Source organism: Paracidovorax wautersii, from assembly GCF_031453675.1.
Lineage (GTDB): Bacteria > Pseudomonadota > Gammaproteobacteria > Burkholderiales > Burkholderiaceae_C > Paracidovorax.
Genome location: NZ_JAVIZX010000001.1, coordinates 4,312,369 through 4,324,919 on the forward strand (window position 1 = coordinate 4,312,369; position 12,551 = coordinate 4,324,919).

Annotated in this window: 24 protein-coding genes; 3 read left to right on the forward strand and 21 right to left on the reverse strand. The window is 62.1% G+C overall.

The window, feature by feature from the left end; translation table 11 throughout:
* Positions 1–67: 67 nt before the first annotated feature.
* The 20 genes from QE399_RS19455 to QE399_RS19540 all read right to left on the reverse strand — a co-directional run bounded on the left by QE399_RS19455 (position 68) and on the right by QE399_RS19540 (position 10,456).
* Complete coding sequence (locus QE399_RS19455) at positions 68–1,822, reverse strand: terminase large subunit (RefSeq protein ID WP_309831397.1); 1,755 nt, start codon at positions 1,820–1,822, stop codon at positions 68–70.
* Entirely contained in the window at positions 1,767–2,153 is a 387-nt protein-coding gene (locus QE399_RS19460; protein WP_309831399.1) for a hypothetical protein, read from the reverse strand. The genes QE399_RS19455 and QE399_RS19460 overlap by 56 nt, the downstream gene beginning before the upstream one ends.
* A 113-nt stretch (positions 2,154–2,266) precedes the next feature.
* Positions 2,267–2,932, reverse strand: a complete 666-nt coding sequence (locus tag QE399_RS20795) for an HNH endonuclease (protein ID WP_405043974.1) — start codon at positions 2,930–2,932, stop codon at positions 2,267–2,269.
* A gap of 20 nt (positions 2,933–2,952) precedes the next feature.
* Positions 2,953–3,258 (reverse strand): HNH endonuclease signature motif containing protein, encoded by a 306-nt coding sequence (locus QE399_RS19465; RefSeq protein WP_309831401.1) that lies wholly within the window; start codon positions 3,256–3,258, stop codon positions 2,953–2,955.
* Between the two features lie 62 nt (positions 3,259–3,320).
* Entirely contained in the window at positions 3,321–3,695 is a 375-nt protein-coding gene (locus QE399_RS19470; protein ID WP_309831403.1) for a hypothetical protein, read from the reverse strand.
* Between the two features lie 104 nt (positions 3,696–3,799).
* Complete coding sequence (locus QE399_RS19475) at positions 3,800–4,183, reverse strand: hypothetical protein (RefSeq protein WP_309831405.1); 384 nt, start codon at positions 4,181–4,183, stop codon at positions 3,800–3,802.
* 294 nt (positions 4,184–4,477) lie between these two features.
* On the reverse strand, positions 4,478–5,071 hold the full coding sequence (locus QE399_RS19480; protein WP_309831407.1) for a hypothetical protein: 594 nt from the start codon (positions 5,069–5,071) through the stop codon (positions 4,478–4,480).
* A 206-nt stretch (positions 5,072–5,277) separates the two neighbouring features.
* Positions 5,278–5,943 (reverse strand): hypothetical protein, encoded by a 666-nt coding sequence (locus tag QE399_RS19485; protein WP_309831409.1) that lies wholly within the window; start codon positions 5,941–5,943, stop codon positions 5,278–5,280.
* Positions 5,933–6,106, reverse strand: a complete 174-nt coding sequence (locus QE399_RS20820; RefSeq protein ID WP_473094001.1) for an NrdR family transcriptional regulator — start codon at positions 6,104–6,106, stop codon at positions 5,933–5,935. The genes QE399_RS19485 and QE399_RS20820 overlap by 11 nt, the downstream gene beginning before the upstream one ends.
* Complete coding sequence (locus QE399_RS19490; RefSeq protein ID WP_309831410.1) at positions 6,103–6,654, reverse strand: recombination protein NinG; 552 nt, start codon at positions 6,652–6,654, stop codon at positions 6,103–6,105. Before QE399_RS19490 ends, QE399_RS20820 begins: the two co-directional genes overlap by 4 nt.
* Positions 6,651–7,109 carry a recombination protein NinB gene (locus tag QE399_RS19495; protein WP_309831412.1) on the reverse strand — a complete coding sequence of 153 codons (459 nt, stop codon included), beginning with the start codon at positions 7,107–7,109 and terminating at the stop codon, positions 6,651–6,653. Before QE399_RS19495 ends, QE399_RS19490 begins: the two co-directional genes overlap by 4 nt.
* Positions 7,102–7,233, reverse strand: coding sequence for a hypothetical protein (locus tag QE399_RS19500; RefSeq protein WP_309831414.1), 132 nt, complete (start codon positions 7,231–7,233; stop codon positions 7,102–7,104). The genes QE399_RS19495 and QE399_RS19500 overlap by 8 nt, the downstream gene beginning before the upstream one ends.
* Positions 7,230–7,520: a hypothetical protein gene (locus tag QE399_RS19505; RefSeq protein WP_309831417.1), complete on the reverse strand. Its 291-nt coding sequence runs from the start codon at positions 7,518–7,520 to the stop codon at positions 7,230–7,232. Before QE399_RS19505 ends, QE399_RS19500 begins: the two co-directional genes overlap by 4 nt.
* A gap of 225 nt (positions 7,521–7,745) precedes the next feature.
* Complete coding sequence (locus QE399_RS19510; protein ID WP_309831419.1) at positions 7,746–7,943, reverse strand: hypothetical protein; 198 nt, start codon at positions 7,941–7,943, stop codon at positions 7,746–7,748.
* On the reverse strand, positions 7,940–8,077 hold the full coding sequence (locus QE399_RS19515; protein WP_309831421.1) for a hypothetical protein: 138 nt from the start codon (positions 8,075–8,077) through the stop codon (positions 7,940–7,942). The genes QE399_RS19510 and QE399_RS19515 overlap by 4 nt, the downstream gene beginning before the upstream one ends.
* Positions 8,074–8,856, reverse strand: a complete 783-nt coding sequence (locus QE399_RS19520) for a hypothetical protein (RefSeq protein ID WP_309831423.1) — start codon at positions 8,854–8,856, stop codon at positions 8,074–8,076. The genes QE399_RS19515 and QE399_RS19520 overlap by 4 nt, the downstream gene beginning before the upstream one ends.
* On the reverse strand, positions 8,850–9,716 hold the full coding sequence (locus QE399_RS19525; RefSeq protein ID WP_309831425.1) for a helix-turn-helix domain-containing protein: 867 nt from the start codon (positions 9,714–9,716) through the stop codon (positions 8,850–8,852). Before QE399_RS19525 ends, QE399_RS19520 begins: the two co-directional genes overlap by 7 nt.
* The gene (locus tag QE399_RS19530; RefSeq protein WP_309831427.1) at positions 9,713–9,991 is read right to left on the reverse strand and encodes a hypothetical protein; all 279 of its coding nucleotides are present in this window, start codon (positions 9,989–9,991) and stop codon (positions 9,713–9,715) included. Before QE399_RS19530 ends, QE399_RS19525 begins: the two co-directional genes overlap by 4 nt.
* Positions 9,991–10,188, reverse strand: a complete 198-nt coding sequence (locus QE399_RS19535; protein ID WP_309831429.1) for a hypothetical protein — start codon at positions 10,186–10,188, stop codon at positions 9,991–9,993. Before QE399_RS19535 ends, QE399_RS19530 begins: the two co-directional genes overlap by 1 nt.
* A 58-nt stretch (positions 10,189–10,246) precedes the next feature.
* Positions 10,247–10,456, reverse strand: coding sequence for a hypothetical protein (locus QE399_RS19540; protein WP_309831431.1), 210 nt, complete (start codon positions 10,454–10,456; stop codon positions 10,247–10,249).
* A 127-nt stretch (positions 10,457–10,583) separates the two neighbouring features.
* Between QE399_RS19540 and QE399_RS19545 the strand changes: the two genes are divergently transcribed.
* Positions 10,584–10,823: a hypothetical protein gene (locus QE399_RS19545; RefSeq protein WP_309831433.1), complete on the forward strand. Its 240-nt coding sequence runs from the start codon at positions 10,584–10,586 to the stop codon at positions 10,821–10,823.
* Between the two features lie 80 nt (positions 10,824–10,903).
* On the opposite strand, the gene QE399_RS19550 is transcribed toward QE399_RS19545, so the two are convergent.
* Positions 10,904–11,158 carry a transcriptional regulator gene (locus QE399_RS19550; RefSeq protein WP_309831435.1) on the reverse strand — a complete coding sequence of 85 codons (255 nt, stop codon included), beginning with the start codon at positions 11,156–11,158 and terminating at the stop codon, positions 10,904–10,906.
* Here QE399_RS19550 and QE399_RS19555 point away from each other — a divergent pair.
* Positions 11,157–11,918, forward strand: coding sequence for a S24 family peptidase (locus tag QE399_RS19555; protein ID WP_309831437.1), 762 nt, complete (start codon positions 11,157–11,159; stop codon positions 11,916–11,918). The two genes, QE399_RS19550 and QE399_RS19555, sit on opposite strands and share 2 nt — an antisense overlap.
* A gap of 65 nt (positions 11,919–11,983) precedes the next feature.
* Entirely contained in the window at positions 11,984–12,550 is a 567-nt protein-coding gene (locus QE399_RS19560) for a UDP-N-acetylglucosamine acyltransferase (protein ID WP_309831438.1), read from the forward strand.
* Position 12,551: the final 1 nt, after the last annotated feature.

The window sequence follows — 12,551 nt, forward strand, 5'->3', positions numbered from 1 at the left end:
CTTCTTCTTGGGCGTGCTCACGACGGAGTTCGCCGCACCGAAGGCCATGCACAGCGCCACCGCAGCGTCAATCTTGTTGATGGACCGCGTTTTGGCGAGCCAGCTGTTGCCCCCATTTGTCCTCTTCGGTCACCGCGGACATCATTGCGGAGATGAGGACCGGGTTGCGCCGCAGCCGGATCCGACCCTCAAGGAGGGCGTCTTCCAAAAGTCGCAGAGAGCCAGGCATCCAGAGGCCCTCAGGCTTCTCCTTTTTTGCTTCGGCGGCCTTCTTCATCGCCTCGCTGGGCTGGCCCTTCTTGGTGCCGCCTTGCGGGTGCTCCAAAAACTCAAGCACGAGCCCAATTTCCGTAACGGCCTCTTCGAACCGCTTGAATGCGTAGCGGTCGTACGCGACCAGCTGCAGGTTGAACTTCTCGGCATCCTCGGCCAGCGTCTGGGCCACATGCCGGTAGTTAATGTTTTCGCCCTGGGGCGCGTGGATGAATCCTTGGTCGCGCCAGACGGTGTACGGCATCTTGTCCCGGAGCTCGCGCGCCAGGATCGTGTCGCCAGGTGTCCATGCCTCAATCCAGGCATCGAACGTCGGCTTGTTGTCCTTGGTCAGGCCCGTCTGGACCACCGAGGCCTTCGCCGTGATGTCTCTGTTCTGGGACAGATCCAGGCCGGTGAACACCTTCTTGCCGGCGTGCTCCGCTTCCGGGTCGAAGTCTGCAAGGGCCGGCTCCAGCGTCGCGCGGGTCATCCACGCCGTGTCAGCATCCGTCCACACGCAGAAGTGCAGCCGGAGAATGCCGTTCAGCTGCCCGGGAATGGCCTTCGCCTGCGCAACCACGTCCTTCAAGTACTGTTCGGTGATCGTCACGCCTAGCAAGGGGTTCGCCTTTGCCCAGCAGGATGGATCCCGCAAGGGGTCGTCCCCCTGGTCGAGCGAGCACACGAAGCTGAACGTCGTGTCATCGATCACATCGCCGACATAGGTGGGGTCGTTCACGGCCTCCGTGTGTCCTGCCGCCACCTTCACGGCGTGCTCGTGTTCTTCCCAGCACACAGAGTTGCGATCGCTGCCGCTGTTGGTGATCATGAACAGCAACGGCTGCCGGCGGAACTTGAAGCCCCGTTCCAGCATTTCGATGCTCTTGCGATCCGGCAATTCGTGGACTTCATCAGCCAACACGAAGTGGGGCCGAGGTCCCGATCCGGTCTTGCCGGTGTCGCGAGAGACTGGACGGAAGAAGCTGCCATTCGGATGGAATGCGATGTTGTACTCGCGCCCCTCGCCCCCGGAGAACTCCAAGCGCTGCCTCAGCTTCTTCGAAGCCTTCACCATCTTCACCGCGTCGGAGAACAGAATGCCCGCTTGCTCCTTCTTCGCCGCCGCAGCGTACACCTGGGCACCGGCCTCATGGTCTGCAGTCAGGCCATACAGGCCGATGCCGCCAGCCATCGGGCTCTTGCCATTTCCCTTGCCCTGCTCGATGAACGCCCGGCGAAACCGGCGCGTACCGTCCGCCCGCTTCCACCCGAACAGCGAACCGATGATGAAAGCCTGGCTGGGATGAAGGCGAAAAGGGGTTCCTTCGAACTGCCCTTCCGAGAGCATCAACATGCCCTCGAAAAAGCGGAACGCATAGTTCGCCGCCTCAAGGTCAAATTTCAGACCCCGCTTGCGGCCTTCCTTCAAGTCCTGCAGGTGGCGCCGACATGCATTGCGCACGTGCGGGCCCGCCACGATCTCACCGGCCACGACGGCCGAGGCATACGCCTTAGTGCGGTCTACCGAAGAACTCGTCTGAGGGGTCTTCTTCTTCGCTGCCGCCATGGTTGACCTTGCTGACATCAACGGGCGTCGCACCCAGTTTGGACAGGATGCTGGCCAGCGCACTGGAAGCGGCAACACCCAGATCATCCTCTTCCATCCGGGCGATCCATGAGCATGCGAGCCGGACCATGATCCGGTCAGAGCTGGTTAACCAGGGCATCTCGTACTGGATCTCGGCCCATGCCACCTTCTGCTCGGCGGTCATGGTGGCGTACGGCTCACCCAGCGGGCGGTTGCCCTTCGGCCCCTTTCGATCCTTGAAGCGAGCGGCGTTCTTGGCCGCCGCCCCGGACACTTCGGCCTTGGCCTTCGGCGTTCTTTGTCGTGGCATTGCCCTGTATCCTGAATTGTGGATGCGCGAAGAAGGGGAACAGGTCGGTTTCCCAGGGGGTCGCCCTTTCTCGGGCCCTCACCCCCCCCTACCCCTTGCCCGGCTCGATCCCTTCAGGCATGCCCCTCAGGCTTGCGAGGCGCCCCGTGGATCGCCGATCCCAGCAGGCTCGCACCCTTGGCTCTATTGCACCTTCGGCACGCACAGCGCGTGTTCTCGTAGGTGTGGTCGCCTCCTGCAGCCAGAGGGATGACGTGGTCCAACTCCGGGGCCGAGTCGTCCTGGGTTCCGCTCTTCGCCATGGGCGTGTCACACCCGCAGAGGTAGCAGCGCCACCCGTCGCGCTCGAAGACCTTGCGCTTGCTGACCGGTTCGTACTTGCCGCCGTTTTTCTCTGCTCTCCTGCGGTGGCAGCTCCCGCTTCGCACCTTGCGCTTGGCCTCATCCCGGCACGTCGTGGTGCAGTAGGTGCGGCGCAGACTTCCGTACTCAGGGATGAACTTAGCGCCGCAGTAGTTGCATGGTCGTTCCGTGCTGTCACGGCGGGCTGCCTGCTTGTCCCGGTTGTTGATCTTGGTCTGACACTTCCGACTGCAGAAGCGGGAATGGGCCGCGCGCGGAACGAACGACTGTCCGCATCCCCCACCACACACCCGAGGCGTTGAATCCTTCAGGACGTAGGGCACGCCCTTGGGGCGCCCTCGCCTTCGTGGTTCAGCAATGAGGCAGACGAGACCAAGCCCGCCTATGCGCAGGCGCGCGTAGTCTGTGTCTGCCATACAGACCTCGCTTCGGTGATTCAGGGGTTCGGGTCTATCGGCCAGCCGTCCAGACCAATGGCCTGGCGCAGCTGGTATCCCATGTCTTTCGCTGTCTTCTTGGCGTGGCAGCCATCCGGGCCGCAGCACAGCACCTGGGTGTTGGACTCAATGTCCTCACCGGTGCCGCTGTCAGCCTTCAGGGCCTTGATGTGGTCGAGTTGGAAGCCGCGGCCAGGGATGTCGTTGAACTCCACCAGCTTCCCGCACATTGCGCAGTAGGGATTTTTGCTCCAGACCTTGAGGCGGCGGGACTGTAGTCGTCGGCCGCTAATGCGATCCGCCATATCGAATCCACAAATGAAAAAGCCACCCGAAGGTGGCTGGCGATTGAAGTCTCGACAGACTGCTAGGCGCTTCGTATTCCTCGATCAGCGTTAGACATCTCAACGATGTCTTCAATCTCGCCATCTGGGTACTGCTGCCGGACGGCATTGGCAAACTTGACCGACTCATCGTCCGCCACGGCGGGAGAGGGGCCGGAATCCTGCCCAAACACATGCGTGACTACCGCGAGTGCGCCCTCGTCCCTGAAATCCAGATTAATCACATCGCCACTTGGTGTTTGAAGCTGAATTGCGTTCTTGTAATGCTTGCTGGCGTGATGGCCATCCACGACCACATATCCATTGACTGCAGAAAGCTTTTCTCGAAGAACCGGCGCAGGCCCTTCAAATGACACCAGCCTAAAAGCATCCATCCTCTTGGGTTGTTCTTGTCCCATGTCCGCCCTTTCACAGCAACGTTGACATTCTTAATGTATGGGCTGCGACAGCGGACTCAAGCCTATTACTTACTCCCGAACTGACGCAGATCAATAGCGGTGGTTCAGCGTTCGCCGACTGTCGCGGTGTGCGTAGCGAACTCCATTTCTCTAAGTTTGTGTGGCGACTTTTTTGTGCCACCACCACCGCCTGATGGACCTTGGCCGATTCCTTGAATGATCAGCGCCTGCTCCAACAACGCGAGGATTGTTCTGGCAGCAGTCACAACGTCCGACTCAGAGTGGTCAGCCTGATTTGTGAGTTTCTCCCTCGCCGCAGTCCAATCTGCTTTCATTTGCGGATTGGCGCCGATCACTGCATAGGCTTGAGATTGCTCCAACTCATCCAGCGCACGAGTGGTGCTTGCATTGCTTGGAAACTGACCAGTTTCTCCGCCCTCGCTAGCCGAGACGATTACTTTTATTGCGGCAAGCATCTTTCCCCCCATTCAAAAGATGCATTTATAGCGCCCTTCGCGGCATCAGTATCTAGCCATGAGCCATGGGGATGCGGGTGGCGGCAGCGGGGATGCGGGGTGTGGTCATGTTCTGGCGCCCATCGGGCTACGGCTTGCGCCGCTGGAGCCTGCCGTCTCTGTGGTGCCAGTCTTGGCCGCAACAGCTTGCGGCGGAGAGCGCACCCGATGCCCGCAGGTGCCCAGCGCTGGCTTACTGAATGAGGCGGAAATTAAAAAGCCCGCAGGGCGAACCGTGCGGGCTGCCGCTTCTACCGACTTCGCTATCTAGGCCGTGGCTGGTAATGGGAAATCTATCTTGATGATCGTTCGCTCCGGCGGAGTTGCTCGGACATGAGCATTCAAAGCCTTCATGCTCTTGGCCAACTGCGCAGCCGTCACAGCGAACTCCGCCTCATAAAGATCGCGCGTCCGCTGCGATGCCCAAGCCAAATCTCTTTTCAGAAACTTGAGCCCATCCCACTCGTGAAGCCAATCCGCGTTCTGGTCACTACTCCTGAGTTGAACGAATGCGACTCTTCGCCCCATTCCAGCCACCGCATCCTGTGCGACTCTCGCCATCATTGAACGCAGCCTTGCGGCAAGCATGTCGTCTATATCAGTGCGCGAAGACATGTACTCTTCGCCGGCTTCTACGACAAAGTGGGCCGATGTCTCATCCTCAAAGAGGACATCAAGGATGAAAGACTCACGTCGCCATATTGGAAACGTCTCGGGGGCATGGTAGGTCGTGCCCGTAAATCGGTATGAAGAAGAACCATAGTCTTCGTCGTCATACCCGCCGGCACGCGAACTTGCGTATGCAGAATTATTAGGATTTAGCTGGTTCGAACGATTGTCACGATCGGATTTGCTGGACATGAGTCGCCTCCCCAAAAAAGAGGCAGTTTAGCCAAAGCAACAAAGCCCCGGGCATCACTGCTTCGGGGCTTTTTTTGGGCGAGTTCTCCTATCGAGGTCTTCCCACGTCGCTACAGGCGGAGCCAGGCTGTTGCGTGGTGACGTTTCGCGGAGAGTCGCCGGGCGAGAGAGGCAGCGCTCTCTGCTATCGACGGCAGCAGTTTACATCAGCTTCTCGCCATGCGCAAGCGTTTCGACATCGATGCGCGCGCGATGGCCACGGAGTCGTCCATCCAGTTCGCCAGCTTGCGGCCAGGCTCACCATGGGGAACGCGGGCCTTGCCGGTGGCGCCGCAGCACTTGCACACCTTGCTGGACAGGCGACCGGTGCCGGGGATCAGCTCGAACTTCCGCCCCTCGCACGCTCCACAGGCCGGGGCCAACCACCAGCGCAGCACGGCGATGGCCACGGCGTGGGCATCGGCCACCTTCCACTTCGACAGCTGCAGGGCCAGCTGCTCACGCACCGGCGCCAGGGTCTTGAGGTGGCCCATCAGCAGCTTGGCCTGCTGGGCGTTGGCGTGCTGAGCCAGCTGCGCGGCCGATGCCTTGACCTGGGCGGCCGTCTGCGGCGCGCGTGCGGCGTCGGGCCGGCGGGCCTGGGCGGTCTGTAGGAAATCCGCGGCCGAGGCCACGCGGGCGTGCTCGGCGCCGTCCCATTCCGTGTGCAGGCGCAGGAGCGCACCACCGACACGGGACTGGCTCCAGCCGGCGGCGATAAGCAGATCCGTGTCTGCCCGTGGCGCACCGTCGCGGGTCTCGCAGCGCAGGTCGGAGGAGTTGGCGGCCGAGGCGTAGGCCTCTTCCAGGGTGCGCGGGTTCTCATTGAGCATTCTGGGCTTCCTTCTCAGTTACTTTTTCGTGCGTGGTGAATCGGTGGAGGTTTGCGCACTCGTGGCGGCGGGCGATCACGCCGGTGTGGCGGCGGCGGGTTTCCAGCACCTCAGACCAGGCGCCGCACTCGGGGCATGGCGGTGGGCGGTACTTGGGCCTCATGCCCGCAGCTCCTTGAGCTTCTGGCGGTAGGTGTCCCGGATGGAACGCAGTTCGTCGGCGGTCCACTTGTGCGGCCGGTTGTCCGCCTCCAGTGCTTCCACGCGGGCAAGCCCGATGCGAGCGATCAGCCGCACGCGGTAGTCGATCGCGTTGCCGGCGAGAAAGCGGTTCTCCTGCTTGCTCTGGGCGTGGCAGTTGTCCTCGTTGAAGCGGAGATGGGACGCAGCGCCGGTGGATCGGTAGTGCCCAGCGTCCACCGCATTCCCGGACCAGTCGAGAGGCAGGCCGCTGGAGATGCAGGAATGGCCAGCAAGGCGGTCGCGCTCGCGAATGAAGGCGTTGAAGCAGACCTGCGCCTCACGGATCAACTGCGGGATGGTCTTGATGGCCTCTTTCCGCGTCCGGGTCTTGGCACGTTCCGCCGCCTTCTCCTGCTTGACGTGCTTCACCGCGCAACGCGGGCTGCATACGGTTTGCATGGTGGAGCGAGGGGCGAACAGTTGGCGGCAGGTCTTGCACGGGCGGGCCTTGGGCTCGAAGGGCTTCACAGGTCGCCCTCCCACGGCTTGAACTGCACGCCCTGCTCCGCACCGAAGGCATACAGCCATTCGATGAAGGCGCGGGCCAGCTTGATGGTGAAGTCGCGAGACTGGATGCCCATCAGCACCACCTCTCCGCGCAGGCCGTGGCCCATGCGGACATCGCCGAACTTGGCCCACTCGGCGGCCAGATCGGGATCGGTGCGGGTGTCGATCTTGAAAGCGGAGATCAGGATCCGCTTCGCGTCCTCAGCGTCGGCGAGCTGACCGCCCAGCTGCTCAGCGATTTGGCCGATGAGGCTGTGGAAGTGGCGGTTGTGGTTGTCGCGGCGGTTCTCCGGGCGCACCTCCAGCACCAGACGATGTCCGGCCGTCAGCCAAGCCTTGGTATGGGTCCAGGCGTGCATCAGCGCTTTGTGGGCCTGAACAGGCTCCCATAGCCGTAGGGTGATGCGTTCAGGCATTGCGCACCCCGCACCAGTCCCGGTAGGCCTGCAGGGGCGTGTAGCCGACGCCGATGCGCTTTCCGATGGCGCCGCGCACACCGCAGTGCCAGATGCCGGAGATCATGAGGATGCGGGGCTTCATGCTGTGCCGCTTGCGCGGATGGCATCAATCGCATCGCGCAACGCACGCACTGCCACGTCCTGCTTTGTGGCGTCCGAGCAGTGGTAACGCACAGCGTCGATCTGCTTCCACAGTTCAGCGCAAGACTTCTCGCGCTCGGCGTCGGCCACCAGGGCGGCGAAGCGCTCCATGCGCGTGATGCTCTGGCTACCCTGCGTGCTCAGGTTGAGTCGATTCCCAACTCCGTAATGGGATTGGAAGTCGATGCCCGCCTCCTGCGCCATGCGAATCACGTCATCGCGGGTCATTTGCGGCGCCCCTGTGTCTCTTGCTTCCACTGCGCACCGCCACGCTTACGCCCCTGATTCCAAATCGCAGGAGTAGCGTCACGAACTGGAGCTTGAGCCGCAGCCATGGTCATCGCCATCGCCGCCAGGGCAAGCAGATGGGACGACCGCAAGCGGGTGGCGATCATTACCGTAGATCGGCCGGCGATAGTCATAGAGAGCCTCCTAGTTCCATCTCGCGATGGCCTACTTGCCACCACTGGCGGGTTGTGTCGATGACCTCAACCGCGCGATCTCCGCGCGCAGCTCCCGATTGGTGAGGCCGGCCGTCGTCATCTCGCTCTCGATGTACTGGCGCCAGCCCTCCTTCGTTCCCGAGGCTTCCGCCTTCAGCACCAGGGCCGCCAGCGACTCCAGCCGGGATTGCTTGCAGTAGTCGGTCATGCATGCACTGGCTCCCCGAGAATCTGCAGCGCCAGGCGCACGTCGCGGGATGGCTGCGGGAAGCCGTCGCGCACGTCGTCCAGCACGGCATGCGCCCAGGCCTTTGAGTCGTTGAGGTTGTCGCGCAGGGTCATGCTGCTGCTCCGTTCGCAATGGCCGCATCCACGCGGCGCTGGGTTTCGGCCTTGCGGCGCTGCAGGTCTTCTTCTGCGGCGCGCTGCTCCTGCTCGCGGCTCAGGCGGCGGCGCTCGGGCGCAGCGGCCAGCTCGTCGCGCAACTTTTTCAGGCGCGCGCGCACTTCCGGCGGCGCATCGATGGCGGCCTGCACGTCGCCGGTCAGCAATGCGATGGGCTGGAACCCGGGCGTGAAGCCCAGGGCCGGCAGGTGCTCTGCGGCCTTGTCTTGCGACAGATAGCCCAACTGCACCGCCTTCTCGATGGCCACGGCGCGCTGCTCGCCATCCCAGCCGATCGACACGCTGACTTCGGGGAGGCGGCGCTCTTCGCGGGCGGTGCGCACCAAGCGCTCGTATGCACCAATGAACGCCATGCGCGCGCCTACCAGGTCACCCTCGGCGGCCACGTCGCGCGCCACGCCCCAGGCTTCGGACATCTCCACGGTCCACACAACGGTCTTGCGCTCGTCCAGCGCGTTCAGCGCCATGGCCCAGGCTTCGTTGGCGCCGGGCCGGCCCATGGCTTCATCGATGCGGTCTATGATGGATTTCGGCGTCAGGCGTCCGATGTGCTCGGTCCGCACGCGGGACAGAGCCTGCGACAGCACGTCGCGCGGGTAGCAGGACAGGTCATCGGCCAGCATGGCGGCTGCGGTGGGCGACACCTGCTGGCCCAGCAGCTCGGATGTGCCGATCAACTGCTTGATCAGCCAGTCCAGATCGTGGTCGTTCAGCATGTCGATGCCTCCGCGCGGCGCTGCCGCAGGATGGCCATGGCCTCCTCCGCGGCGTCGAAGTTGGACTGGGATTGGTCGATCTGCTGCGCACGGGTGCCGGTCATGGCGGCGCCGGCGGCCCACTGGGTGCGGTAGCCCTCGGCACCCGACAGCAGCAGGCCCACGTCGTGCACCTTGCGCACCACGAACGAATCGCTCACGCGGTCCACGTAGAACGCAGCCACCAGCGGCGATTCCTCGAAGCCGATGCGCTGCACGAACTGCTTGACCTTGCTGTTCACGGACTGGTTGCGCACGGGCTTGGCGCCGTAGCGGCGCTCGTAGGCGTTGCTGTACGCGGCCCAGGTGTGCTTGCAGGCGGCCTGCAGTGCGGTTTCCTTTTCGTCAACAGGCTCAGCTTTGACCTTCGGCGCGGTCGGCGAAGCCGGCAGCGAGTTGGTCTGTTCACTGGTCTCTTCAATGGTCTGTTCTTTGCCCCTAGCCGAATCGGCTACGGGTGGAGTAGCCCGTTCGGCTACTGCGCGTGTAGCCCGTTCGGCTACCGTAGCCGATTGGGCTACCGTAGCCCGTTCGGCTACCGTTACTTCAGGGCTGCACAAGGTGTAGCGGCTTGCTTTGGAATGACCGCCTGCGCCCACCTTCATCAGCCAGCCCAGTGTCACCAGCGCCGTGGTGGCTGCGCTGATGTTTGAGGGGTGCATGCCCGTACGCTCTGCAATCTTCGCGCGAGAGGGCCACACGGTGTCCGTGACCTTGTTGCGGAACGAGAACAGCGCGATGAGCACGCGCGTCTGCTCCAGCGTCAGGCGCTTGTCGAGGATGACCTCGATAGGCACGAGGGAGAACTGGCCTTCAGTCACACAGCCTCCCACACCCGCGCACCGCCGCGCATGAGGTCTTCGCCGTTGAACTGCACCACGCGCGCTTTTCCGTAACGGAGAAGTTCAGGCAGTCGCCGATCGATTTGCACGACGGTCAGGCCTGTGGCGCGCTGCAGCTCATGCGCCGTCGCCTGCTGGCCACGCAATGCGGCCAAGATGCGCGCGCAATGCCCGCCTGCAAACTGGGGCGCGCGCTCAGCCGCAAGCACGCTGGAAAGAGGATCGTGCGCACGCACGAGAGGGTTCGGTTGCATCAGCGATTCCTCGGAAGTTGGATGACGCGCGCCGGCTCAGGCCTGCGACGGACGTAGCGCGCGGCGATGGCCTGCTGCGCCAGCTCGGTGGCCGCTTCGTCCAGCGTGAGGCCGTGCTGCTCGGCATACGCCTGGACGGCAGCCAGCTCCGCCTCGCTGAGATCCAGCGGCGTGGTGGGTTGATGTGGTGGTTGCACGAGTGCTCATTCCGTAACGCATTTGGTGGTGTTCAGCGCCTCGAAAGACGCTCCTGTGTCACGCTTGAAGCGCTCGCATTTCGGTAGCACAACCGCCAGAATTCACGCCATGCACATGAACGTTGAGCGATTCCATGATCAGCTCCCGCAGGAAGGCGGAAGGCTGCTTCTTGTTCAAGGCGCTGATGGCTTCCACCACGCGCATTTCGTCGTCGTTCAGGCTCAGGTTCACCCTCTTGCCTCGGATGTGGGCAGGGTTCGCGTACATGGTTGGTTCCTTCTTGTGGTTGGGTTGGTGATGGGCCGCGCGTTATGCGGGGCGATGGGGATTGGTGTCCGCCCGCAGTCGCTGGAGAATGGAATTGCTACCAACCACGCCAACGAAAGGGGCGGACATGAGCCAAGAGCAGGTCGAACTCGTTTTGAACCGGTTTGCGGCACAACTGGACGAGTTGCAGATAGAAACCGCAGCACTAGGCACTGCAGTTCGCGCATTGATGGACGTATGCGAAGACAAGGAGGCCTTCAAGGCGCGCTTCAGACAGGTCATGGCGAACTCCGGCGCCCGGCTGATGACGGTCGAGCAACTGCAGGCCCACGAGGCGCGCCACGAAGCTTTGCTGCAGAGGCTTTAAGAAGCCGCAGGGATTGCACGTTGTCTGCTGCAGGGATGACCCGTTCACCCGGGTGGGCCTCGCCTTGGAATGGGCCACGCTCAGCCATGGGCCACCTCCTTGGAGGGGGAAAGCTCAGGCCAGATCAGGTGCCAGTCGTCGGGGCGGAGGTCGCGCCGGGAGACTGCGCCGGAGGTGGCAAGCTCGATCCGATGGCAGTACACAGGGCCAGGACGGCGCTTTGCATAGCCGTGCTGCCATTGGCGAATCTGTGCATCACTGGGGGCGCCAATGCTCTTGCGTAGCTCCGCGACCGTGAGTGCTCCAGGGCTTGATAGGTACTCGGACAAGTTCATGAGCACCGAATCTATAGCATTTGCTACCGATATGCAAGTAGCCAATGCTCTTGTAGCGCCTGCTACCGTCTCTCAGATGGATGAAAAAGCAATTCAGGACTGGCGCATGCGACGCTTAGAGGCCATGGTTGAGCGCGAAGGCGGGAAGGCTGCCGCAGGGAGAAAGCTCGGCTATCGCGATGGCGCCTTTGTGGGCCAGATGCTGCGCGGAGAGCGGCCAATCACTGAGAAAACCGTGTTGGCCGCCCATGCTCTGTCAGGCTACAGCGGGTGGTTTGACCTTCGACCCCCTCCACAACCCAATCGCACTGCAAACGCGCCAGAGGTCTCGACCACGATGAAGGCCGAGTTCGTTGCGGTGCGCCGCGCTGATGTGAGGTTCTCGAACGGACACGGCCAGGTGACATATGAAGAGGACGACCACCCTCCCCTAGTGTTTCGGTCGGACTTCCTGCGCCGGATGGGCATATCTTCCGGCGATGCGGTGGTGGTAGAGGCGGAGGGGATTAGCAACGAGCCGAAAATTCCAGAGGGCGCTGTCGTGCTGGTAAATAGAGGCGATCGAGAGAGACTGAATGGCGAGCTCTTTGCCTTCCGGTGCGACGGAGAGCTGCTGATCAAGCGCTTGGAGCGCGTGGACGGCGTGGGAATCCTGGCCACGGCCGACAACCCGAATTTCAAGCCAAAAACGAAGGTCTACACAACCGCTTCAGACTTTGAGGTCATAGGACGGGCCGTGTGGACCGGAGCTGTCCTGTAATTCCGGTGAAAGCTTTGAGCAAGGAGCGTGAGATAACATTCAGAAACATTATTCTGGAGTGTCGTATGCAATTCGCCCGTCTTCTGGTTGCCGTTTCATTCGCTGTTGTTGCTGCTGGCTGCGCAACTCCTCCCCCTCCTTTGAACTTCTCGGTCCCAGACGTGGGAGTCTCAAGCAAGAAGATCGACGCCGAGGTAAAGGCAATCACGGTCACTCTGGCTCGCCCGGAGGAGAAAAAGGGCGACATGCCTGTAGGCATTGAGGGCATCACGAACTTCTGGAAGGAAGCGCTACAAGAATCGCTTGATCGGATGGCGGTCTTCAAGGATGAGTCAAAAAACAAAGTCAGCATTCAGGTGAAGATCCTGGCGTTTGACGTGCCAGCCTTTGGCCTCGAGATGACATCCAAGTCGATTGCTCGCTATGAAATCATTGATCGCGCAACCGGCAGCATCATTTATACCCAGGAGATCGCTTCCACGGGTGTGGTCCCAGTAAGCCACGCGTTCGTCGGCATGGTGCGCGCACGCGAATCCATCAACAGGGCGGCGCAGAACAACATCAAACAGTTCCTCCAGGCCGTGGAGTCGGTTGATGTTGAGAAGCCCATGTTCCCTAACGAAAAGAAGTGAC

Bases quoted from the DNA above. Each gene is read 5' to 3' on its own strand.
- QE399_RS19455 (WP_309831397.1), bottom strand. From the start codon at position 1,822: ATGGCGGCAGCGAAGAAGAAGACCCCTCAGACGAGTTCTTCGGTAGAC.
- QE399_RS19460 (WP_309831399.1), bottom strand. From the start codon at position 2,153: ATGCCACGACAAAGAACGCCGAAGGCCAAGGCCGAAGTGTCCGGGGCG.
- QE399_RS20795 (WP_405043974.1), bottom strand. From the start codon at position 2,932: ATGGCAGACACAGACTACGCGCGCCTGCGCATAGGCGGGCTTGGTCTC.
- QE399_RS19465 (WP_309831401.1), bottom strand. From the start codon at position 3,258: ATGGCGGATCGCATTAGCGGCCGACGACTACAGTCCCGCCGCCTCAAG.
- QE399_RS19470 (WP_309831403.1), bottom strand. From the start codon at position 3,695: ATGGGACAAGAACAACCCAAGAGGATGGATGCTTTTAGGCTGGTGTCA.
- QE399_RS19475 (WP_309831405.1), bottom strand. From the start codon at position 4,183: ATGGGGGGAAAGATGCTTGCCGCAATAAAAGTAATCGTCTCGGCTAGC.
- QE399_RS19480 (WP_309831407.1), bottom strand. From the start codon at position 5,071: ATGTCCAGCAAATCCGATCGTGACAATCGTTCGAACCAGCTAAATCCT.
- QE399_RS19485 (WP_309831409.1), bottom strand. From the start codon at position 5,943: ATGCTCAATGAGAACCCGCGCACCCTGGAAGAGGCCTACGCCTCGGCC.
- QE399_RS20820 (WP_473094001.1), bottom strand. From the start codon at position 6,106: ATGAGGCCCAAGTACCGCCCACCGCCATGCCCCGAGTGCGGCGCCTGG.
- QE399_RS19495 (WP_309831412.1), bottom strand. From the start codon at position 7,109: ATGCCTGAACGCATCACCCTACGGCTATGGGAGCCTGTTCAGGCCCAC.
- QE399_RS19500 (WP_309831414.1), bottom strand. From the start codon at position 7,233: ATGAAGCCCCGCATCCTCATGATCTCCGGCATCTGGCACTGCGGTGTG.
- QE399_RS19505 (WP_309831417.1), bottom strand. From the start codon at position 7,520: ATGACCCGCGATGACGTGATTCGCATGGCGCAGGAGGCGGGCATCGAC.
- QE399_RS19510 (WP_309831419.1), bottom strand. From the start codon at position 7,943: ATGACCGACTACTGCAAGCAATCCCGGCTGGAGTCGCTGGCGGCCCTG.
- QE399_RS19515 (WP_309831421.1), bottom strand. From the start codon at position 8,077: ATGACCCTGCGCGACAACCTCAACGACTCAAAGGCCTGGGCGCATGCC.
- QE399_RS19520 (WP_309831423.1), bottom strand. From the start codon at position 8,856: ATGCTGAACGACCACGATCTGGACTGGCTGATCAAGCAGTTGATCGGC.
- QE399_RS19530 (WP_309831427.1), bottom strand. From the start codon at position 9,991: ATGCAACCGAACCCTCTCGTGCGTGCGCACGATCCTCTTTCCAGCGTG.
- QE399_RS19540 (WP_309831431.1), bottom strand. From the start codon at position 10,456: ATGTACGCGAACCCTGCCCACATCCGAGGCAAGAGGGTGAACCTGAGC.
- QE399_RS19545 (WP_309831433.1), top strand. From the start codon at position 10,584: ATGAGCCAAGAGCAGGTCGAACTCGTTTTGAACCGGTTTGCGGCACAA.
- QE399_RS19555 (WP_309831437.1), top strand. From the start codon at position 11,157: ATGAGCACCGAATCTATAGCATTTGCTACCGATATGCAAGTAGCCAAT.
- QE399_RS19550 (WP_309831435.1), bottom strand. From the start codon at position 11,158: ATGAACTTGTCCGAGTACCTATCAAGCCCTGGAGCACTCACGGTCGCG.
- QE399_RS19560 (WP_309831438.1), top strand. From the start codon at position 11,984: ATGCAATTCGCCCGTCTTCTGGTTGCCGTTTCATTCGCTGTTGTTGCT.